Genomic DNA, 19,020 nt, shown 5'->3' with positions numbered 1-19,020 from the left:
CGTGCGGCTCAGACCTCGGGGAGGGACGGATCGGGGGTCCAGGGGTGGGGTGCGGTGGCGGCCCAGCGTTCGTGGTCCCGCCAGTCGCCGTCGATGTAGAGGTAGGCGGGCGAGACCCCTTCGTAGCGGAAGCCGAGGCGTTGGACCAGGGCCAGGGACGCCTTGTTCCCCGGCTGGATGCTGGCCTCCAGTCGGTGGAGCCGCAGATCGGTGAAGGCGTACTGCAGGATGGCGGCGAGCCCTTCGGTCATGTACCCGTGCCCTGCGGACGGGGCGAAGGCCGCATAGCCGACGGAGGCGCCCTGGTAGCGGCCCCGGATGATCGAGTTGATGTTGACCGTGCCCGCGGCCTCGCCGGTCTCCCGGACGCGGATCAGGAAGCCCAGGTTGGTGCCGTCGTCGAAGCGGTGCATCCAGGCCTGGAAGTCCTCCGCTGTCGTGGGCAGTTGCATCCACGGCCGGTGCAGGGCGGAGCTGGCCCGCACGAGCGTGCAGAACTCCTCCTGGTCGGCGAGGGTGAGCGGGTGCAGTTCGACTCGTGACGGCATCGTGGGCATGGGCCAACGTTAGAGCAGGTCCTCCCCGCGTACGGGAAGGACCCCTCTCCTGCTCCACGGATGAGCTGTACCGGTTGAGCTGTACCGGTCGGCTCCGGGTGTTCGCCCGGCGGCGGTCAGCTCCGGGTGTTCGTCCGGCGGCGGCGCCACCAGACGAGTGCGCCGCCCGCGGCGATCGCGGCGGCCGCGATGCCGCCGATCAGGCCGACGGGGGTGCTGCTGCCGGTGTCGGCGAGGTCGCCGTCGGGGTCCTCAGGGGCGGGCGGGGTGGTGGCCCCGGGGGACTGACTCGCCGTCGGCGCCGGATCCGTCGGGGTCGGGGTCGGCGTCCCCGTGCCGGTCGGGGTCGGGGTCGGCTTCCCGGTACCGGTCGGCGTGGGGGTGGGGGTGCCGGCCTCGGAGCGTCCGGCGCTGTTGCCGCCGAACATCAGGTAGCCCTCCTTGTTCGGGTCGTCCGCGATCGTGTCGACCGCGAAGCCGACGGTGCGGGGCTTGTAGCGCTGCTCGGTGCGGAAGCGCACCGGGTTCATGTTGCGCTTGGGCTGCTTGGAGAAGTCGACCCCGCCCACGGTGTAGACGTAGACGTCCTCGCCGTTGTCCCACTTGTACTTGAAGGTGCCTTCGGTGAACGCCTTGTAGTAGCGGTCCCAGACCTGCTTGCCCGTCCAGTTCTGGTGCGGGGCGCGCAGCGGCCAGCGCTTCACGTCGTTGCTGTTGATGATCCTGCGGTACTCGGCGGGCATGTCGGCGGCGTTCTGGCGCACCCATTCGGCGGCGACGCGTGCGGTGTAGACGCGGCGCAGGTCGGCGTAGTAGTCGCCGTTGTTGACCTTCTCCGCGACCAGCGGCGTGATGTAGCGGTCGAGGACGCGGTCGGACTGCTGCGTCTCCGCCTCGGTGAGGTCGCAGCCCTTCCCGCCGGGCGGCTGCGTGTGGGTCTCCTGCGGCACCGTGGACAGCTTCAGCGGGGTGTCGAGGATGTGGATGCCGCCGTCCTGCTCCCGCACGACCGCGGTCTCCGGCTCGATCCAGTAGCGGAAGCCGGCCCAGCAGGGGAAGCCGTTGCGCTTCGGCAGGGCGTTCATGAAGTTGCGGCCGGCTTCCGTCTCCGGGTCCATGGCCTTGAAGATGTCGTGCTTCAGCTCCAGGTCCGCCTCCAGGAGCACCCGGCCGGCGTCGGTCCTGCCGAAGTCGGCGTCGATGATGCGGTTCGGCTCGTCGGGGTTGAGGTTCACCCAGAACGTGGACGGGTCCAGGGCGAGCCAGGTGAAGAACGCGTCGGAGATCAGGTTGCCCTTCTCCTGGCCGCCCCAGCCGGCCGCGTACTCGTCCTCCACGGACTTGGCGGAGAAGGCGTAGTCCAGGCCCTTGCCGCTCTTGCCCTTGCCGATGTACCGCAGGTCGAGGGTGGTGAAGTCGATGCCCCCGAGGCCGCGGTTCATCAGGGAACGCTGCCCGGTCTTCCCCAGCCGGTCGAGCTGTTCCTTGAGGGTCTGCGGGTTCGCCGGTGACTGGTTGATCACCTGGTTGCCGGAGCCGCGGGACCCGGTGGAGGTGCCGTTGCCCGGCGACATCGTCGTGCCGTTCGCGCGGTACGGGCCGTTCTCGGTGCCCTTGGGGGCCAGGCCCTTGTGGTGGGACTGGTAGTCGTAGGTCCGGACCCGGTCGCGGCCGAGCGCGTCCTTGCCCGCGGTGTCCTTCAGCTCCCGCATGAAGTTCTTGGCGTCGCGGGTCTGGTTCTCGGCGAAGACGTACGTGTACTTGTACGAGCGCCAGCCGCTGTTCTTGGCCCAGGCGCGGTCCGCGGGCTTCTCACGGCCGTCGGGGCTGCCGTTGGACTTGGCCTCCACGATCTCCCGGGTGCGCTTGTTGTACGCGTCGAGCCGGCGCTTGTGGCGGTCGCCGGTGTCGGGGTCCTTGAACCAGAACTCCTTCTCGCAGATCCAGTCCGGACCCGTCAGACCCATCTCGCGCACGACCTTGCCCATGAAGGCCTTGCCGCGGGCGTCGTAGCCCTGGTTCGGGATGTAGACCTTCGACAGGTAGTCCCGGAAGTCCTTCCACCGCTTCTGCGCGTTGAAGCGGGCGTAGATGCGGCGCGGGTCACTGTGGTCGTACTTCTTGTAGTCGGTGCCCGCGGCGTTCAGTTCGGCCTGGGTGGGGTTGAGGCCGTCGAACTGGAGGCCGGGGTTGGTGTACTCGTAGGTGTCCCAGCGGTCCACGGACCGAGAGGCGTCCCCCTGGGGCAGGCCGCCCGTGGGGACGTCCTTCACCCCGTACAGCTCGTCACAGCGCTTGCCGGGCTTCAGCTTCGGCGGCGCGGGCGCGGCTTCGGCGACGCCGGCGCCGGGCTGGCCGGTGACGGTGATGACGGTGGCGCAGGCGAGCGCGAGCAGGCTGTTCCTGAGCGCACGCCAGCGGCGTGCTATTCGTGCTGGCTTCACAGTGCTTTCCCCCGGGAGCCCCACGGGTCAGAGTCCGGCTGTGCGGCACCAGGGCCCCCGCTGCTCATGTGGGCGCCGCACAAGCGGTCCGATCCTAGGACGCCGGTTTGCCGTCGCAATGCGGTTTCGGAGGCGCGTCGTGTGTCAACTCCGTGCAGATTCCCGATGCTTACCGTCACAAGGGGTCTAGGCTTAGCTGCTGTGAGCGATGAAATCTGGGACCACGAGGACGAGGACGAGGGCGACGGCGGGGAAGAGGACGAGCACGCCGTCGCCGAGCGCATCGACAAGGAGCACGCGGACAACCCCCGCCTCACGGCCTGGCTGGACGAGCAGCGGGGCGGCTTCGAGGACTGGAGCCGTCGCCACGGCGGCGGATGGGACTTCGGCGAACGCTCCCTCGACCGCGTGGAAGCCCTCATCCGCGAGCACGTCACCTCCACCGAGAACCTGTTCGCCCACGAGCACACGCCGTTGGTCCAGGTCGCGTGCTGGTACGTCGGTGAAGTCCACAACCGCACCCGCGGCACGCAGTGGCGGATGGACCCCGACCCCTCCGACACCCACCCCTGGTCCGAACGCCCCTACGTGATCGTGCCCTTCACTCGCCTGTACGCGTACGAGGACCCCGAGGGCATCGACTACGACGCCCGCCCCCGACACCACCCCCTCAGCAGCTTCCTCACCCTCCTGCGAGGGGGCGCCACGGCCGGCCAGGGCTCGCTGCGGAGCGAACTGGACGACTACGGGCACGAGTAGGGGTGGCGCGTGCGCCGAGGGGCCCTCGGCGGAGGCGGGACCACCGCTCAGCGGCCGAAGGTGTCGATGTTCTCGACGAGCCAGCGGCCGTCGCGGTGCACGACGTCCAGGGCGAACATCGCGCCCGCGTAGACGCCCTGGTCCTGCGCCTGCTCCTTCGGCTTCTGCTTCTGCTTCCCGGAGCCCGTCTTGCCGGTGCCCGCCGTGCTGACGCTGCTCTGGTCGGCGTAGACCAGGACCCGGGCCCGGTCGCCGTCGATCCGCTCGACCGCGCTGTCGGTGACCGTCGTGGTGATCACCGTCTTCTGTCGGGCCGCCTGGGCGAGCACTCCGGCGAACAGCGTCCGGTGCTGGGCCACGGCCTTGCCGGTGAGGAGGGTCTTCCCGGCCCGTTCGAACGGGCCCGTGTCGGCGTGGTCGTACGAGAAGAGCGCGGCGACGGCCGCGGCGGTCTGGCCCTTGATCTCACTGGTACGGGCGAGGTCGGTGAGAGCCGTGTTGCCGCGCGCGGGGTCGTCCCGCAGTTCTCCGGCCCTGCTGTGCGCCCATCCGGCGAAGCCTCCGAGGAGGAGGGTCAGGAGGCAGAGGATCACCAGGGGGGCGAGGTGACGCGGCCGCGGCCCGTCCTTCGCCGTCCGGGCGGCGGCCGCCGTTCGCGGGGCGTCGGGGCGGCCGGCAGTGGCCTCTTCGCTCGGCGTTCCCGTCTTTCCTCGTGCGGGCTCCGGCGCCGGTCGCCGCCGGGGCCCCGGGTCGGACTCGGCGTCGGGCTCGGTCAGGAGGCCGACGGGCGTGTGGGACCTCGGCGCGGAGGTCGGCCGGCCGGCGAGGGCCTGGGCCTGGCGGCGGCGCCGGTGGTTGAGGTGGTGGCGGGGCGTCGGCATCGTGCGTGTCCTTTCGGGTGCTTGTGGCTCTCGCGTACGGGACGGTCCGGTCAACCGGTCGCCGTGCCGCCCACGGGGGCCTGCCCCAGTCCACTGAGCTTCCACCGGCCGTCGGCGCGGGTGAGTTCGCCCAGCATGCGGCTGTCCTTCTCCGAGCTCTTGCTGTCGGGCGTCGTGACGGTGATGCGCAGCGCGACGAGCAGTCGGGCCCGCCCCGCCCGGTCGTCGAGTTCGGTGACGGCGCCGGACAGCACCCGGGCCGTGGTCACCGTCTTCGCCGCCTTCACCTGACGGGTGAACTCCGGTCTTCCGTCGACCAGTTGCTTGTGCAGCTCGCCGGTCGTCGAGGTCTCCCAGAGGTCGAGCCCCTGGTCCACGCGCCGGTGGTCGAGCGTGTTGAGGTTCTGCACGGCCTGCTCCCCCGCCGCGAGCGCCCGGTCGCGCTGGGCGGCGTACGCTGCGGAGTCGTCGTGGGCCGCGGCGTACCAGCTCCGGCCTTCCCAGGCCGCGAAGCCCCCCGCGACCAGGGTGAGCACGAGGGCCACGGCCAGGGCCGGCCGGTTGCCCGCCGAGGCGCGGACCTGGCGTGTCATGGGGTTCTCCCGTCTCCCGCTCATCGTCAGCGGGCCTTGATGTCGATGATCAGCCACCGGTCTCCCTGGTACTTCGCGGTGACGGTGAGCTGGGCCGCGGCGGACGTGGCGGCGGCCTTGTCCCGCCGTGAGGTCTGGTCGAGGAAGACGAGGAGGCGCGCGCTGTCCCCGTCGAGTTCGATCACCCCGGTGCGGACGGCCTGGGTGGAGAGGGTGATGCGCTGCTTGTCCAGGCTCGCCCGGACCTGGGCGAGCAGCTCGCCGTACTGGCGGGCTGCGCGTCCCGCGAGGACGGTGCGGGCGGATCGTTCGGCGGCGTCGGTGTCGGCAGGTGTGTAGGAGAAGACCCGGGCGAGGCCTTCGGCGACATCGCCGCCGACGCGGGTGGTGGCCTCCGTGTCGGTGAGCGCGTGGTTGCTCGCCGACCGGGTCGAACGGAGCTGGTGGGCGGCGTGGAAGAACCCGCTCCCGCCGAGGAGGAGGACGGTGAGGGCGGCGGCGAGGGCACCCCTGCGCCACGCGGCGGCGGAACGGCGGCCGGACTTGGCCGTGGTTCCCTTGCCGTCTCCGTCCGTGGCCGTCGAGGCCTCCGCCTCCGCGAGCCCCTTGCCGTCTCCGTCCGTGGCCGTCGGCGTGCCTTCGTCCGTGGGCCCCTTGCCGTCCGTGGCCGTGACCGACGGCGCGTCCTCGTCCGTGGACTCCTCGGCCCCCTTGACGTCCTCCTCCGTCGCGCCCCGGGCCTCTCCCCCGTCGGTCGTCTCGCGCAGCAGTCGCGTCATCGGTCCCCGCCCTCCGCTCCGGCGACGGGCACCGCGCTCAGGGCCGCCACCCTCCACGTGTTCGCGCCGGTGCGGGTCAGGACGGCCTCCAGGCGTTTGCGGTCGGTGGTCGCGGTGGTGGCTCCGCGGGGGGTGACGTCGACGCGTACGGTCGCGATGAGTTTCGCCGTACCGGCTCTCGCGTCCAGTGCCGTGAGCGCCGCCTCGGTGACCGTGGCGCGTGCCGAGGCGCCCACCGTGGGCCGGGTGCGGCCCAGTTCGGTGCGGAGCGGTCCGGTGGCGGCGTCGCGCCAGGCCCGGATGCCCGCTTCGGCGTGTTCGCGGGTGGAGGCGTCGAGGGTGTTCAGGACGGTGATGCGGCTGCGGCCCTCGGCGAGCGCGGTGTCGCGTTCCCGGCCGAAGGCGAGCTCCTCGTCGGTGCGGGCCTGGGCGTAGGTCCAGGCGCCGGTCCCGCAGAAGCCGAGGGCGGCGACGAGGGCGGTGACGCCCAGGGCCTTCGCGCGCTTCATCGTGTGCTCCCGGTGTTCAGGCCGAGGAGGCCGGCCATGTCCGTCGGTCCGCCGGTCTGGCCGGGCAGCGCGAGCGCGCCGGGCAGGGGCGGCTGCGAGCCGGCCGTGGTGCGCGCGCTGCCGGAGGGCAGGGAGCCGGGCCGGGCGGGGGTGGGCACGCCGCCGCCCTCGGGGGCGTGGGCCGAGCCGCGTACGTTGACGCCGGTCGAGGCCGGGGAGGCGCAGGAGGCGCCGGTGTTGAGGGCGGGCGCGGTCCCCAGGTCGAGTCCGTTGCGGTAGCGCGTACCGCCGTATCCGGAGGTGCAGGGCAGCGGCTTGAAGAAGGTGACGGCCATGCCGACGTTCAGGTGTCCTCCGTCGACGGTGGTGGCTCCCGCCGAGACGGCCGCCGGGAACTTCACGAGGAGTTCCTCCGTGCCGCGCTGCCGGGTGACGGCGATCTCCGAGGTGGTGAGGAGGTTGGCGAGGACGACGCCGAGGCTCGGGTCGAGGTCGCGCAGGAGGCCGCTGACCTGGCCGGTCGCGTCGGGTGTGACGGCGAGGAGGCGGCGGAGGTCTGCGTCGGAGCCCTTGAGGGTGGCGGCGAGGTCGCGGGCGCCGGTGGCGAAGTCCCGGATGGCGCGGCTCTCGTCGGCCTGGGTGCGCAGGACGACCTCGCCGTCGTCGATGAGCCGGGTGGTGGCCGGCAGGGACCGGTCGGCGGCCCGGACGAACCGGCTGCCGTTGTCGAGGAGGACCTGGAGGTCGTCGCCGTGTCCCTCGAAGGCCTTGCCGAGTTCGTCGACGACCGTGCGCAGGGAGTCCAGGGGTACGGAGCGGGTGAGGTCGTTCATGCTCGCGAGGACGTCGGTGACGGGGGCCGGCACTTCGGTGTCGGACTGTTCGATGCGGGCGCCGTCGGCGAGGAAGGGGCCGCCGTCGCTCTCGGGGCGCAGGTCGATGTACTGCTCGCCGACGGCGGAGAGTCCGGCGACCACGGCGCGTGCGTCGGCGGGGATCCGGGGCGCCGACTTCTTGATGCGCAGTTCGGCGACGACTCCGTCGGCGGTGAGGTCGATGGCTCCGACGCGGCCCACGGAGACGCCCCGGTAGGTGACGTCGGAGTGGGTGAACAGGCCTCCCGTACGGGCGAGGTGGACGCGGACGGTGTAGTGGTCGGCGACGCCGGTGTAGCGGCCGAGGTCGGCGTAGCGGACGCCGACGAAGCCGAGGACGAGTACGGCGATGACGAGGAACGCGAGGTTCTTCAGCCGTACGGTGCGGGTGATCACCGGTTCTCGCCTCCGTCCTTGGGTGTGGTGGCGGACGCCGACGGGGTGCCGGTCGTGACCGGGGGCAGGGGCAGCGCCGATCGCGGGCTCTGCGCGGTGCCCTTCGTTCCCGTTCGCCGCCGGGTGGTCGGGTCCGGGGCCGGCGGGGAGGGGGTCGGGGTGGTGTCGGTCCTGGGGATCAGGGGCGGGATCACCTCGGTTCCGGGGGCGGCGGCGAGGTGCAGATAGGTGTTGAGGTAGTCGCCCTTGATGCCGCGCATCACCTCGTCGGTGAAGGGATACGTGAGGAGGACCTGGAGGGAGTCGGGCAGGTCGGCGCCGGCGTCCGCGAGTGCCGTCAGGGTCGGTGCGAGGGCCTTGAGGTCGGCGACCATGTCCTTCTTGCTCGCGTCGACGGTGGAGACGGCGACGCCGGAGAGGGTGTCCAGGGCGCGCAGCATGGTCAGGAGGGATCCTCGCTGGTTCTCCAGTGTCTTCAGGCCGGGCGAGAGGCCGGTGAGGACGGTGTCGACGTCCTTCTTGCGGCCGGCGAGGGTGGCGGAGAGCCGGTTGACGCCGTCGAGGGCGCGGGTGATGTCGCCGCGGTGCGCGTCCAGGTTCGTCACCAGGGTGTTGACGCGGTTCAGCATCGAGCGGACCTCGGGCTCGCGTCCGCCGAGCGCCGCGTCGAGTTCCCGGGTGATGGTCTTGAGCTGGTTGACGCCGCCGCCGTTGAGCAGCAGGGACAGCGCGCCGAAGACCTCCTCGACCTCCGTGTTGCGGCTGGTGCGCGCGAGCGGGATGACGCTGCCGTCGGTGAGGCGTGCGCCGCTGTCCTTCCGGGGGGCGACGAGCTGGATGTACTTCTCGCCCAGGAGGCTCGACTGTTCGAGGCGGGCGCTCGCGTCGGCGGGGAGCCGGACGTCGCCGTTGATCTTCAGGGTGACGCGGGCGGACCAGGTGCCGGTGCCCAGGTCGATGGCGGTGACGCGGCCGACGGCGACGTCGTTGACCTTGACCGCGGACTGCGGCACGAGGCTCAGTACGTCGTCGAGTTCGGCGGTGACCGTGTAGGGGTGGGAGCCGAGGTCGGCGCCGCCGGGCAGCGGGAGGTCCTCGATGCCGTCGAACCGGACGGGGTTCGCGGGGACCGCGCCGAGGACGAAGGCCAGCCCGAGGCCGAGGGCGACCGCTCCGACGGCTCCGGCCCCGACGGCCTTCCGGGAGGGCAGGCTGTCGCGGTTCACCGCTCCTCCTCTCCGGTGCTCGCCGTGGGGCCGCCGGTCCCCGGTGTTCCGGTGCCGGCCGAGGAGGAGGCGCCGGTGACCGGCAGCGGGAGCAGGGGGCCGCCCATGCTGATCTCGTTGAGGTCGGCGCGGCCGTCGAGGGTGCGGGTGTCCTTGTCGTAGGCGTTGACGACGTTGCCCGCGGCGAGCGGGGCGGCGTCGAGCGCCTCCGCGAGGGAGGCCCGCTGGTCGACGAGGGTCTGGGTGAGGGGCACGAGCCGGTCGACGTTCTTCTTCAGTTCGCCGCGGTTGTCCTTGATGAACGTCTTGACCTGGGCGAGGGCCGTGCCGAGTTCCTTGAGGGCGCCGGCGAGGTCGTTCTTGTTCTCGGCGAAGTAGCCGACGACCTCGTCGAGGCGTTCCTGTGCGGTGCGGACGTCGCCGTCCTTCTTCTTGAGCATGGTGGTGAAGGTCTGCAGCTGGCCGAGGGTGGTGAACAGGTCCTCGCTGCTGCCGTCGAGGGTCTTGGCGGCCTTGCCGAACTGTTCGATGGAGGTGCCGATGGCCGTGCCGTTGCCCTTGAGGTTCTTCGCTCCGGTGTCGAGGAGTTCGGAGAGGGCTCCGGTGGAGTTGGCGCCGTCGGGGCCGAGTGCCTTGCTCAGTTCGGTGATCGAGTCGTAGAGCTGGTCGATCTCGACGGGGGTGCGGTTGCGGGAGGCGGGCAGCTCGGCGCCGTCGGCGAGGGTGGGGCCGGTGCTGTAGGCGGGGGCGAGCTGGACGTACCGGTCGGCGACGATGCTCGGGGCGACGACGAGGGCCCGCGCGTCGGCGGGGATGCGTACGCCCTCGTCGAGGCGGAGTTCGACGCGTACGCGGGTGCCTTGCGGTTCCACGGATTCCACCTCTCCCACGCGTACGCCGAGGACGCGCAGGTCGGATCCGGCGTAGATGCCGACCGCCCGGTCGAACCAGGCGGTGACGCGGATGCCGTCGTCGTCGAGGGCGCGTACGGCGACGAGGCCGGTGGCGGCGAGCACGGCGAGGGCGAGCCCGGCGACGAGGGGCTTTCTTGGTCTGGTCATCGTTCACCGCTCCCCTTGGCCGTCGCCGTCTGCTTCGGCGGCAGGCATCCGGACGTGGGCTGCGAGGCCTCGGGCAGATAGGTGCGGGGCACCACGCCGCACAGGTAGGTGTCGAACCAGCGGCCGCTGCCGAGGGTGTTGCCGACGAGCCGGTAGTACGGGCCGACGAGGGCGAGGGTCTTGTCGAGCTGGCCGCTGTTCTTCTCCAGGACGCCGGTGACGCGGCTGAGGGCCTTCAGGGTGGGGCCGAGCTGCCGGTCGTTGTCGCCGACGAGGCCGCCGAGTTCGGTGCCCAGCTCCCGGCTTCCCTTGAGCAGGGCGCGGATGGCCTCGCGGCGCTTCTTGAGCTCCCCGAGCAGCGAGCCGCCGTCCTCGATGAGGATCTCGAAGCTGGACTTCTTGTCCTTCAGGGTCTTGGTGAACTTCTTGCTGTTCTCCAGGAGCCGGGCGAGCTCGGTGTCGCGTTTGGAGACGGACTTCGACAGTTCGGACAGGCCGGTGGCGGCGTTGCGTACGTGCGGCGGCGAGTTCTTGAAGGTGTCGGAGATCGTCCGGAAGCTCTCCGCGAGCTTCTCGGTGTCGATGGCGTCGACGGTGCCGCTGAGGTCCTGGAAGGCCTGCGTCACGTCGTACGGGGACGTGGTGCGGGACTGCGGGATGCGGGTGCCGGGGTCCTGCGGGGCGGAGCCCAGCGGGTCGAGCGCCAGGTACTTCTCGCCGAGGAGGGTCTTGATGGCGATGGCGGCGGTGGACCGGTCGCCGATCCAGGCGTCGCCGACCTCGAACGTCACCTTGACCCTGGGTCCGTCGAGGGCGACCTCGGTGACCTTGCCGACCTTGACGCCGGCGATGCGGACCTCGTCGCCGGCGTCGAGTCCGGCGGCCTCGGTGAAGTCGGCGCTGTAGGCGGTGTCGCCGCCGACGAGCGGGAGCCGTTCCACGTTGTACGCCAGGACGGCCGTCAGGGCGAGGATCAGCAGTCCGACGACGGCCACGGCGACCGGGCTGCGTTCCTTGACCGGCTTCGGCCGGGGGCGGGGGCTCATCCGCGGCACCTCGGTTCGGTGACGGTGATGCCGGTCGGCGGCTTGGAGCCGTCGGAGGTTCCCACGCCGCTCACGCGCGCCTCGCAGAGGTAGAGGTTGAACCACGATCCGTACGAGGAGAGCCGGGCCAGGGCCGTCATCTTGCCGGGGGTGTGGGCGAGGAAGGCCTCGATGGCGGGGGTGTGGTCGCCGAGGGTGCCCGAGAGGCGGCCGAGTTCGCGGATGTCCTTCTTGAGGGGGGCGCGCCCCTCCTGGAGGAGTCCGGCGGTGGTCGTGGTGAGGTCGCCGATGGCCTTGACCGCCTCGCCGAGGGGTTTGCGGTCGGTGTTGAAGCCGGTGACGAGCTTCTGGAGGGTGACGACGAGGTCCCCGAAGGCGGCCTCGCGGTTGTTGAGGGTGGTGAGGACGGTGTTGAGGTGGGTGACGACCTCGCCGATGACCTTGTCCTTGGCGGCGACGGTCCTGGTGAGGGAGCCGATGTGCCTCAGGAGGCTGTCGACGGTGCCGCTCTCGCCCTGGAGGACCTGCACGAGGGAGCCGGCGAGGTCGTTGACGTCGGCGGGCGAGAGGCCTTCGAAGAGTGGCTTGAACCCGTTGAACAGCAGGGTCAGGTCGAGTGCGGGGGTGGTGCGGTCGAGCGGGATGGTGTCTCCGGCGTTCAGGGTGCCGGTCAGGTCGCCGGTGCCGCGGCCGAGGGAGACGTACCGCTGCCCGACCATGTTGAGGTACTTCACGGCGGCGGTCGCCGACCTGGGCAGGGTGCGGTCCTCGCGGACCGTGAAGGTGACCTGGGCGGTGCGCCGCTCGACGACGCGCACGTCGGTCACCTCGCCCACCTTCACTCCGGAGATGCGCACGGAGTCGCCCTCGACGAGCCCGGTGACGTCGGTGAACAGCGCCTTGTACGAGCGGGTGGCGGAGCCGGTCCCGGTGTTGGCGATGCTGAAGCCGAGGACGGTGGTGGCGAGCGCCGTGACCAGGACGAACGCGAGGGACTTCAGCACGGTCCCGGTCAGGCCGCGGCGGCGCGTGTGGGAGGGTCTCGTCGTCATCGGAGGGTCACCTCCGCACCGCGGAACGCGGGGCCGACGAGGAGGCTGCTCCAGTCCGGCAGGTCGCCGGGTGCCTTCTTCGCGGCGGGGGCGAGGAGTTCGTTGACGAGGTCGTTCTCCTGCGGGGAGTTGGCGGGGCCGAGTTCCTGGTCGGCCGCGGCGGACGCGCGCGTGGCGGGCGCGACGGGGACGCCGAGGTAGGGCACGGGGTAGCAGTGCGGGCCGCCGCCGGAGCCGTACGAGGGCGTGTCGCGGCCGGGGACGTACGCGCCGCGCGAGGGGACGGTGGTCACCTCGACGTGCAGTCCCGGCCGGTTCGTGCCCTTGCCGAGCGCCTTGTCCATCGCGGGCACGAACTGGGCGAGGGTGCGCAGGGTGCAGGGGAAGGACGGGGAGTACTCGGCGAGGAGTTCCAGGGTGGGCCTGCCGGTGGCGCTGAGGCGGATGATGTTGTTCTTGTTCTGCCGCAGGAAGGCGGTCAGGTCCTGGGCCGTCCGGGTGGTGGCGCCGAGGGTACCGGCCAACTCGCCCTCCTTCTCGGCGAGGGTGCCGCTGGTGGTGGTGAAGTCGGTGAGCGCCGTGACGATGTCCGGGGCGGCGTCCGCGTAGAGGTGGCTGACCTTCACGAGTTCTTTCAGGTCGCGGGTGAGGGCGGGCAGGTGGGGGTTGAACTCGCGCAGGTGGGCGTCGAGTTCGGCGAGGGTCTCGCCGAGCTTGTCGCCGCGTCCTTCGAGGGCCTTGGAGACGGCGGACAGGGTCGCCGACAGCTTCTGCGGCTGGACGGCGGTGAGCAGGGGCAGGACGTTGTCGAGGACCTGCTGGAGTTCCACGGCGTTGCTCGACCGGTCCTCGGGGATGACGTCTCCGGGGCCGAGCGTCTTCGCGGAGGGGGTCGCGGGCGGTACGAGTGCCACGAACCGTTCGCCGAAGAGGGTCGTGGGCAGCATCTGCGCGCGGACGTCGGAGGGGACGTGGCGCAGGGTGCCGGGCCGCATGGCGAGGGTGAGCCGGGCTCCGCCGTCGACGGCGTCGATGGCGCGGACCTCGCCGATGACGACGCCGCGGAGCTTCACCTCGGCGCCGAGGTGCATCTCGTTGCCGACGCTGCCGGTCTCGACGGTGATCGGGTCGGAGTCGGTGAAGCGTTTGTCGTAGACGGCGACCGCGAGGGAGGCGAGGAGGGCGGGCACAAGCAGGAAGACGACGCCGGCGAACCGGCGGCGGAGGGTCTCGGCCGTTGAGTCGCTCATCTCACCCCGCCACCTTCACGGTCGTGGTCGCGCCCCAGAGGGCCAGCGACAGGAAGAAGTCGGTGACGCTGATCAGCACGATGGCGTTGCGCACGGAGCGGCCGACGGCGATGCCGACGCCGGCGGGGCCGCCGGAGGCGCGGAAGCCGTAGTAGCAGTGGGCGATGATCACCATCACGCTGAAGATCAGCACTTTCAGCACCGAGAGGATGACGTCCGTCGGTGACAGGAAGAGGTTGAAGTAGTGGTCGTAGGTGCCCTGGGACTGGCCGTTGAAGAGGACCGTGACGTAGCGGGAGGCCAGGTAGGAGGAGAGCAGGCCGATCGCGTAGAGCGGGACGATGGCGACGACGCCGGCGATGATGCGGGTGGTGACCAGGTACGGCATGGAGCGGATGCCCATGCCTTCGAGGGCGTCGACCTCTTCGTTGATGCGCATGGCGCCGAGCTGGGCGGTGAATCCGGCGCCGACGGTCGCGGAGAGGGCGAGTCCGGCGACGAGCGGGGCGATCTCGCGGGTGTTGAAGTAGGCGGACACGAATCCGGTGAACGCGGCGGTGCCGATCTGTTCGAGGGCCGCGTAGCCCTGGAGGCCGACGACGGTGCCGGTGAACAGCGTCATCGCGATCATGACGCCGATGGTGCCGCCGATGACGCCGAGGCCGCCGGAGCCGAAGGCGACCTCGGCGAGCAGCCGTTGCACCTCCTTGAGGTAGCGGCGCAGGGTACGCGGGATCCAGAGCAGGGCCCGGACGTAGAACAGGAGCTGGTCACCGGACCGGTCGAGCCAGACGAACGGGGAGGCCATCGGTCTCAGCCTCCCTTCGGCGGGACGATCTGCAGGTAGATGCCCGTCAGCACCATGTTCACGAAGAACAGCAGCATGAAGGTGATGACGACGGACTGGTTGACGGCGTCGCCGACCCCCTTGGGGCCGCCGCGGGGGTTGAGCCCCCGGTAGGCGGCGACGATGCCGGCGATGAACCCGAAGATCAGGGCCTTGAGTTCGCTGATGTAGAGGTCGGGCAGCTGGGCGAGGGCGGAGAAGCTGGAGAGGTACGCGCCGGGGGTGCCGCCCTGGAGGACGATGTTGAAGAAGTAGCCGCCCAGGGTGCCGACGACGGAGACCATGCCGTTGAGGAGGACGGCGACCGCCATGGTGGCGAGGACGCGCGGGACGACCAGTCGCTGGACGGGCGAGACGCCCATGACCTCCATCGCGTCGAGCTCCTCCCGGATCTTGCGGGAGCCGAGGTCGGCGCAGATGGCGGAGCCGCCGGCGCCGGCGATCAGGAGGGCCACGATGAGCGGGCTGGCCTGCTGGATGACGGCGAGGACGCTGGCTCCGCCGGTGAACGACTGGGCTCCCAGCTGCTGGGTGAGGGAGCCGACCTGGAGGGCGATGACGGCGCCGAACGGGATGGAGACGAGCGCGGCGGGCAGGATGGTGACGCTCGCGACGAACCAGAACTGCTCGATGAACTCCCGGAACTGGAAGGGCCGCCGGAAGACGGCCCGGCTCACCTCGGCGGCGAGGGCGAAGAGGCGGCCGGTCTGCCGCAGCGCACCGGTGATCACGAGCCGCTCCCGGGGGCCGGCATGGTCAGGGTGGGCGCGGCGGCGCTGCGCGCGTAGGTGTCGCGGATGGCGGCGCGGGCGGCGGGCGGCAGCTGGTCGAGCATGCCGAGGACGCGCTCCCGGCGCCGGGTGACGGCCGCGCGGGGCGGCAGACCGGGAGAGGGCTCCAGTTGCGGGACGATGACGCGGGGCGCCGTCGAGTGGCCGGCGGGGTCGACCGCCTCGGCGGCGAGGAGGGCGGCGTCCTTCTCCTCGGACATGCCGATGGGGCCTTCGCGGCGGCCGGCGAGGAACTGGGTCACGACCGGTTCCTCGCTGGTGAGGAGGACCTCGCGGGGCCCGAAGGTGACGAGCCTGCGCCGGAAGAACATCCCCATGTTGTCGGGGACGGTGGCGGCTATGTCGAGGTTGTGGGTGACGATCAGCATCGTCGCGTCGATCCGCGCGTTGAGGTCGATGAGGAGTTGCGACAGGTAGGCGGTGCGGACGGGGTCGAGCCCGGAGTCCGGTTCGTCGCACAGGACGATCTGCGGGTCGAGGACGAGGGCGCGGGCCAGTCCGGCGCGTTTGCGCATGCCGCCGCTGATCTCGCCCGGCAGCTTGTCCTCCGCGCCGAGCAGGCCGACGAGTTCGATCCGCTCCATGACGATGCGCCGGATCTCGGACTCGCGCTTGCGGGTGTGCTCGCGCAGCGGGAAGGCGATGTTGTCGAAGAGGCTCATGGAGCCGAACAGGGCGCCGTCCTGGAACATGAGGCCGAAGAGCTTCCGGGTCTCGTAGATGTCGCGTTCGGGGCTGCTGACCATGTCGACGCCGTTGATGAGGACACGGCCCTGCTGCGGTTTCAGCAGTCCGATGAGCGATTTCAGAAAGACCGTCTTCCCGGTGCCGGAAGGGCCGAGCATCACGCTCACCTCTCCGGCCGGCAGGGTCAGTGACACGTCCTGCCAGATGTTCTGCTTGCCGAAGGACATGGTGAGTCCCTCGACGGCTACTTCGATTCCCATCCCACCTCCAGCAGACGTGCGTGACGCGTGCGCCGCGGGCGCACGGTAGGCCGTTCTGGATCACCCGGACAATACCTGTGGCGCAAATTCATTGATCCGCTCCCGCGTTTGTCACCACGAAGACAAAGTCGGGGGATGTTTTTGTCACCGCCGCGACAGAGTGGTGCGCCGACCTGCGACTGAGCATCGACTCCGGGAACGCTACGGCCGAGTAACCTCGCGGGGCAATACCGGATCCGGAGTTTTCCCGGAACAGGGCCGGACAGCGGGTCGTTTATCAGCCGCGAGACAATTCGGCGCGAGGTTTTGTCACCGGCCGGAGGAAAGCCCGGAGTTGACCGGCCGAACCCCTTCCCGACCTCGCGTGATCGATCAGAATTGTCGACATTACGCACTCCGGAACCAAGCGGATTCCCGCCATCGCTCACCCTCTTGACAGGCAATCGGGCATCTTCAAAGAATCATGGTTCGCGGCATTGTTCGGCTAAGTTTCCCGCAAGTAACGTCAGGTTTCGCGAGGGGAGGACGGCCGGGCCGCCGGCCACGTCCGCACCCGTCGCAGCACCCCCACCGAAGCACCCTCTGCCGGTCAATCCCCAAGGAGAGTCCCAGAGCCATGAAGAAGTCGATCAGAAACCTGGCCGTCGCCGCGGGAGGCGCCTCCGCCGCCTTCGCCCTCGCCGTGAGCCCCGCCTCCGCGGTGCCCTCGACGGTCTGGACCGTCAGCCCGTCCCCGGCCAGCATCACCGCGGTCAACAGCGGGAACATCGTCCTCAGCGTCAACGGCATCGCCATGACGTGTACGAAGTCGAACGGTTCGGGCACGGGAGCGAGCACCACCGGCAACCCGGCGACCGTCGGCCAGATCACCTCCATCGCCTTCGGCGCCACCGGCGCGCCCTGCACCAGCGTGCTGGGCAACGTGACCACCGTCCCGACCACCCCGTGGACGATCGTGGCTCAGGACTACGCCGCCGGCGTCACCAAGGGCTACGTCGGCAACGTCGACGCCAAGGTGACCGTCGGCGCCTGCGTCTTCCGCGTCACGGGCAAGGCGTCCGCTTCGTACACCAACTCGACGGGCGCGCTCGCCGTCAACAGCGTCGCGGGCGAGCTCACCGTCGTCTCGTCGACCAACTGCGGTTCGGCCGTACCGGTCGGCGCCAAGCCGACCTTCAAGGGCACGTACCTCTTCAAGGCGGGCACCGCCATCCCGACGATCGTCGGCTCGAACCCGTAAGGGATCAGGAACCCGCGTCCGCCCGGCCGGCGACCCCGCCCGGGCGGACGCGGGCCTGTCCGCGTCCCCCGTACCTGCAAGGCCACCGCGTTCGCGCACGACCCGAGCGGAGCACCAATGAGAGGCCCCCGGCCCACCCCTCGATCCTCCCGAGCCCGCGTGCGCGGCGCGACGGTCGCCGCGTTCGTGGCGCTCGCCCCTCTCCTTCCGGCCGCGGCCGTCGCCGTCGGGACGCTGAAGGTCGACGCCGTGCTGCCCTACGTCTGCACCCTGCCCTCGGGACAGCAGCCCGCGACGGTACGGATCACGGCGGCCTTTCCCGAAAGGGCTGCAGTGGGCGAGGAGATCCGGCCCACCGACGTCACCACGACGGTGGAACTCCCGGCGGCGGCCGTCACCGACCTCACCGCGCTCCGGGCCGCCACCGTACGGGCCGAGACGCGGCTCACGGTCGGCGTGGCCCAGAACGGGCAGCGTACGGAGACCGCGTGGAGCGGCACGGCGCAGCCCGTCGGCGTGCCCGCCGAAGGATCCCTCGCGCTCGCCACCACCGGCGACGTGCCCTCCCTGACGACGGACACCGCCGGCGATCTGACCCTCACCGCCGGGGCGCTCGCCGTCGACCTCGCCCTGAGCACGGCCGACGGCGCCGCCACCGTCCCAGCCTCCCTCTCCGGCACGTGCGTCCCCGGTCAGGACGCGGAGGGGCGTACGGTGCTCGCCACGGTTCCGGTGGGCGCCGCCACCGGGGAGCCGAGTGCCCCGCCCACGAGGCCGAGCCGCCCTTCCCCGTCCTCCCCCGCCCCGCTCCCGCCGTCGTTCCCCGCGGACCGGACGGCCCCGGCGAAGCCGGGAACCGCGAACGGGACGGACGCGGCCCCGAAGACCCCGGACGCCGGGCAGCAGGCGGGCAGGGGCCTGACGGCGACCGACGAGGACGCGCCCGGCACCCCGGCGCCCCGGCCCGACGCGCCGCCCTGCCGGACCGAGAACCCGACCCCCATGTCGCTGTCGGCGTACATCACCGGCTACTCCAACGTACGGAAGCTGGGCGGCGCCAACCTCATCCCGCTGACCTGCACCCTGATCGAGCAGGGCCAGGCGGAGTTCGTCGTCAAGCCGGACGGCAGCATGCACGTCGTCACCCCGGCGGAAGGCAGGCTCTCCCACCAGGGGCGCAAGCAGACCCCGCCCTTCAAGGCCACCTTCCTGACGTTCGACTTCGTCCCGGTCACGGCGACCCTGGTCCTGGAGCAGACGGGACCCATGTCCATCGACTCGGACGTCCTCCTCATCTTCCCCACCAACATCCTGACGACGTACGTCCGGGTTCCCCTGACCCTGCGCGTCCTCGACGTCGAGGTGAACGGCACCCGGCTGGACGTCGGCCCCTCCTGCCGCACGCAGAAGCCGCTCTCCTCCCCGGAGCCCGATCCCGCCGCGCACCCCGGAGACCACCTGGTGCTCCTGGGCAAGGGGAGCCAGACCGTCCCCGATCCTCCCGTCGGCTACATCCTCACCGGCGGCGGTCCGCTCACCGGCGAGGTGACCATCCCCGCCTTCAAGGGATGCGGCGCCGGCGGCGAGAACCTCGACCGGCTCCTCACGGCCTCCATCTCCGGGCCCGGCAACCACGTCAGGCAGATCCAGGGCAGCACCTGCTCCGTGGGCGTCGAGGCTCCCCCCATGGATTTCTGCACCGAGGACCTCCAGCCCCGCCAGGTCCCCAAGCCCGAGCGCTGACCGGCCCCGCCCCACCCTTCACCC

The 19,020-nt window shown here is 71.1% G+C and carries 18 protein-coding genes; 3 read left to right on the top strand and 15 right to left on the bottom strand.

Going from position 1 to position 19,020, the window contains the following annotated elements:
• Positions 1–8 precede the first annotated feature (8 nt).
• Complete coding sequence (locus tag SVTN_RS38695) at positions 9–557, bottom strand: GNAT family N-acetyltransferase (RefSeq protein WP_041133240.1); 549 nt, start codon at positions 555–557, stop codon at positions 9–11.
• A 116-nt stretch (positions 558–673) separates the two neighbouring features.
• Positions 674–3,001: an LPXTG cell wall anchor domain-containing protein gene (locus SVTN_RS38690; RefSeq protein ID WP_041133239.1), complete on the bottom strand. Its 2,328-nt coding sequence runs from the start codon at positions 2,999–3,001 to the stop codon at positions 674–676.
• A 201-nt stretch (positions 3,002–3,202) separates the two neighbouring features.
• Here SVTN_RS38690 and SVTN_RS38685 point away from each other — a divergent pair, with 201 nt between their 5' ends.
• Complete coding sequence (locus tag SVTN_RS38685) at positions 3,203–3,760, top strand: hypothetical protein (RefSeq protein WP_245727816.1); 558 nt, start codon at positions 3,203–3,205, stop codon at positions 3,758–3,760.
• 47 nt (positions 3,761–3,807) lie between these two features.
• Here the strand turns inward: SVTN_RS38685 and SVTN_RS38680 are convergent, their stop codons facing one another.
• The 13 genes from SVTN_RS38680 to SVTN_RS38620 are packed head-to-tail and all read right to left on the bottom strand — an operon-like array spanning position 3,808 to position 16,013.
• Positions 3,808–4,641 (bottom strand): hypothetical protein, encoded by an 834-nt coding sequence (locus SVTN_RS38680; protein ID WP_041133237.1) that lies wholly within the window; start codon positions 4,639–4,641, stop codon positions 3,808–3,810.
• A gap of 50 nt (positions 4,642–4,691) precedes the next feature.
• Positions 4,692–5,234 (bottom strand): hypothetical protein, encoded by a 543-nt coding sequence (locus SVTN_RS38675; RefSeq protein WP_041133236.1) that lies wholly within the window; start codon positions 5,232–5,234, stop codon positions 4,692–4,694.
• A gap of 26 nt (positions 5,235–5,260) precedes the next feature.
• Entirely contained in the window at positions 5,261–6,013 is a 753-nt protein-coding gene (locus SVTN_RS45975; RefSeq protein ID WP_041133235.1) for a hypothetical protein, read from the bottom strand.
• Positions 6,010–6,522, bottom strand: coding sequence for a hypothetical protein (locus SVTN_RS38665; protein ID WP_041133234.1), 513 nt, complete (start codon positions 6,520–6,522; stop codon positions 6,010–6,012). The genes SVTN_RS45975 and SVTN_RS38665 overlap by 4 nt, the downstream gene beginning before the upstream one ends.
• Complete coding sequence (locus tag SVTN_RS38660; RefSeq protein WP_041133233.1) at positions 6,519–7,793, bottom strand: MCE family protein; 1,275 nt, start codon at positions 7,791–7,793, stop codon at positions 6,519–6,521. Before SVTN_RS38660 ends, SVTN_RS38665 begins: the two co-directional genes overlap by 4 nt.
• Positions 7,790–9,019, bottom strand: coding sequence for an MCE family protein (locus tag SVTN_RS38655; RefSeq protein ID WP_041133232.1), 1,230 nt, complete (start codon positions 9,017–9,019; stop codon positions 7,790–7,792). The genes SVTN_RS38660 and SVTN_RS38655 overlap by 4 nt, the downstream gene beginning before the upstream one ends.
• Positions 9,016–10,080 (bottom strand): MCE family protein, encoded by a 1,065-nt coding sequence (locus tag SVTN_RS38650; RefSeq protein ID WP_041133231.1) that lies wholly within the window; start codon positions 10,078–10,080, stop codon positions 9,016–9,018. The genes SVTN_RS38655 and SVTN_RS38650 overlap by 4 nt, the downstream gene beginning before the upstream one ends.
• Positions 10,077–11,126, bottom strand: a complete 1,050-nt coding sequence (locus SVTN_RS38645; protein ID WP_041133230.1) for an MCE family protein — start codon at positions 11,124–11,126, stop codon at positions 10,077–10,079. The genes SVTN_RS38650 and SVTN_RS38645 overlap by 4 nt, the downstream gene beginning before the upstream one ends.
• Positions 11,123–12,178, bottom strand: a complete 1,056-nt coding sequence (locus SVTN_RS38640; RefSeq protein ID WP_041133229.1) for an MCE family protein — start codon at positions 12,176–12,178, stop codon at positions 11,123–11,125. The genes SVTN_RS38645 and SVTN_RS38640 overlap by 4 nt, the downstream gene beginning before the upstream one ends.
• Positions 12,175–13,428: an MCE family protein gene (locus SVTN_RS38635; RefSeq protein WP_041133228.1), complete on the bottom strand. Its 1,254-nt coding sequence runs from the start codon at positions 13,426–13,428 to the stop codon at positions 12,175–12,177. Before SVTN_RS38635 ends, SVTN_RS38640 begins: the two co-directional genes overlap by 4 nt.
• Position 13,429: 1 nt before the next feature.
• Positions 13,430–14,236, bottom strand: coding sequence for an MlaE family ABC transporter permease (locus tag SVTN_RS38630; RefSeq protein WP_041133227.1), 807 nt, complete (start codon positions 14,234–14,236; stop codon positions 13,430–13,432).
• A gap of 5 nt (positions 14,237–14,241) precedes the next feature.
• A complete protein-coding gene (locus SVTN_RS38625; protein WP_030212814.1) occupies positions 14,242–15,006 on the bottom strand; it encodes an MlaE family ABC transporter permease in 765 nt (254 codons plus the stop codon).
• Complete coding sequence (locus SVTN_RS38620) at positions 15,003–16,013, bottom strand: ABC transporter ATP-binding protein (RefSeq protein WP_041133226.1); 1,011 nt, start codon at positions 16,011–16,013, stop codon at positions 15,003–15,005. The genes SVTN_RS38625 and SVTN_RS38620 overlap by 4 nt, the downstream gene beginning before the upstream one ends.
• A 616-nt stretch (positions 16,014–16,629) precedes the next feature.
• Between SVTN_RS38620 and SVTN_RS38615 the strand changes: the two genes are divergently transcribed.
• Positions 16,630–17,253 carry a hypothetical protein gene (locus SVTN_RS38615; protein ID WP_041133225.1) on the top strand — a complete coding sequence of 208 codons (624 nt, stop codon included), beginning with the start codon at positions 16,630–16,632 and terminating at the stop codon, positions 17,251–17,253.
• A gap of 159 nt (positions 17,254–17,412) precedes the next feature.
• On the top strand, positions 17,413–18,996 hold the full coding sequence (locus SVTN_RS38610) for a DUF6801 domain-containing protein (protein WP_342669702.1): 1,584 nt from the start codon (positions 17,413–17,415) through the stop codon (positions 18,994–18,996).
• Positions 18,997–19,020 lie beyond the last annotated feature (24 nt).

Origin of the sequence: Streptomyces vietnamensis (genome assembly GCF_000830005.1) — a bacterium.
Taxonomy (GTDB): Bacteria; Actinomycetota; Actinomycetes; order Streptomycetales; family Streptomycetaceae; genus Streptomyces; species Streptomyces vietnamensis.
The sequence above is the reverse complement of the archived record's forward strand: the minus strand, read 5'-3'. Positions and strand labels throughout refer to the sequence as shown.

Excerpts from the sequence above, each read along its gene's own strand:
- SVTN_RS38695 (WP_041133240.1), bottom strand. The coding sequence starts at position 557 with ATGCCCACGATGCCGTCACGAGTCGAACTGCACCCGCTCACCCTCGCC.
- SVTN_RS38680 (WP_041133237.1), bottom strand. The coding sequence starts at position 4,641 with ATGCCGACGCCCCGCCACCACCTCAACCACCGGCGCCGCCGCCAGGCC.
- SVTN_RS38675 (WP_041133236.1), bottom strand. The coding sequence starts at position 5,234 with ATGACACGCCAGGTCCGCGCCTCGGCGGGCAACCGGCCGGCCCTGGCC.
- SVTN_RS45975 (WP_041133235.1), bottom strand. The coding sequence starts at position 6,013 with ATGACGCGACTGCTGCGCGAGACGACCGACGGGGGAGAGGCCCGGGGC.
- SVTN_RS38665 (WP_041133234.1), bottom strand. The coding sequence starts at position 6,522 with ATGAAGCGCGCGAAGGCCCTGGGCGTCACCGCCCTCGTCGCCGCCCTC.
- SVTN_RS38650 (WP_041133231.1), bottom strand. The coding sequence starts at position 10,080 with ATGACCAGACCAAGAAAGCCCCTCGTCGCCGGGCTCGCCCTCGCCGTG.
- SVTN_RS38645 (WP_041133230.1), bottom strand. The coding sequence starts at position 11,126 with ATGAGCCCCCGCCCCCGGCCGAAGCCGGTCAAGGAACGCAGCCCGGTC.
- SVTN_RS38640 (WP_041133229.1), bottom strand. The coding sequence starts at position 12,178 with ATGACGACGAGACCCTCCCACACGCGCCGCCGCGGCCTGACCGGGACC.
- SVTN_RS38635 (WP_041133228.1), bottom strand. The coding sequence starts at position 13,428 with ATGAGCGACTCAACGGCCGAGACCCTCCGCCGCCGGTTCGCCGGCGTC.
- SVTN_RS38630 (WP_041133227.1), bottom strand. The coding sequence starts at position 14,236 with ATGGCCTCCCCGTTCGTCTGGCTCGACCGGTCCGGTGACCAGCTCCTG.
- SVTN_RS38620 (WP_041133226.1), bottom strand. The coding sequence starts at position 16,013 with ATGGGAATCGAAGTAGCCGTCGAGGGACTCACCATGTCCTTCGGCAAG.
- SVTN_RS38615 (WP_041133225.1), top strand. The coding sequence starts at position 16,630 with ATGAAGAAGTCGATCAGAAACCTGGCCGTCGCCGCGGGAGGCGCCTCC.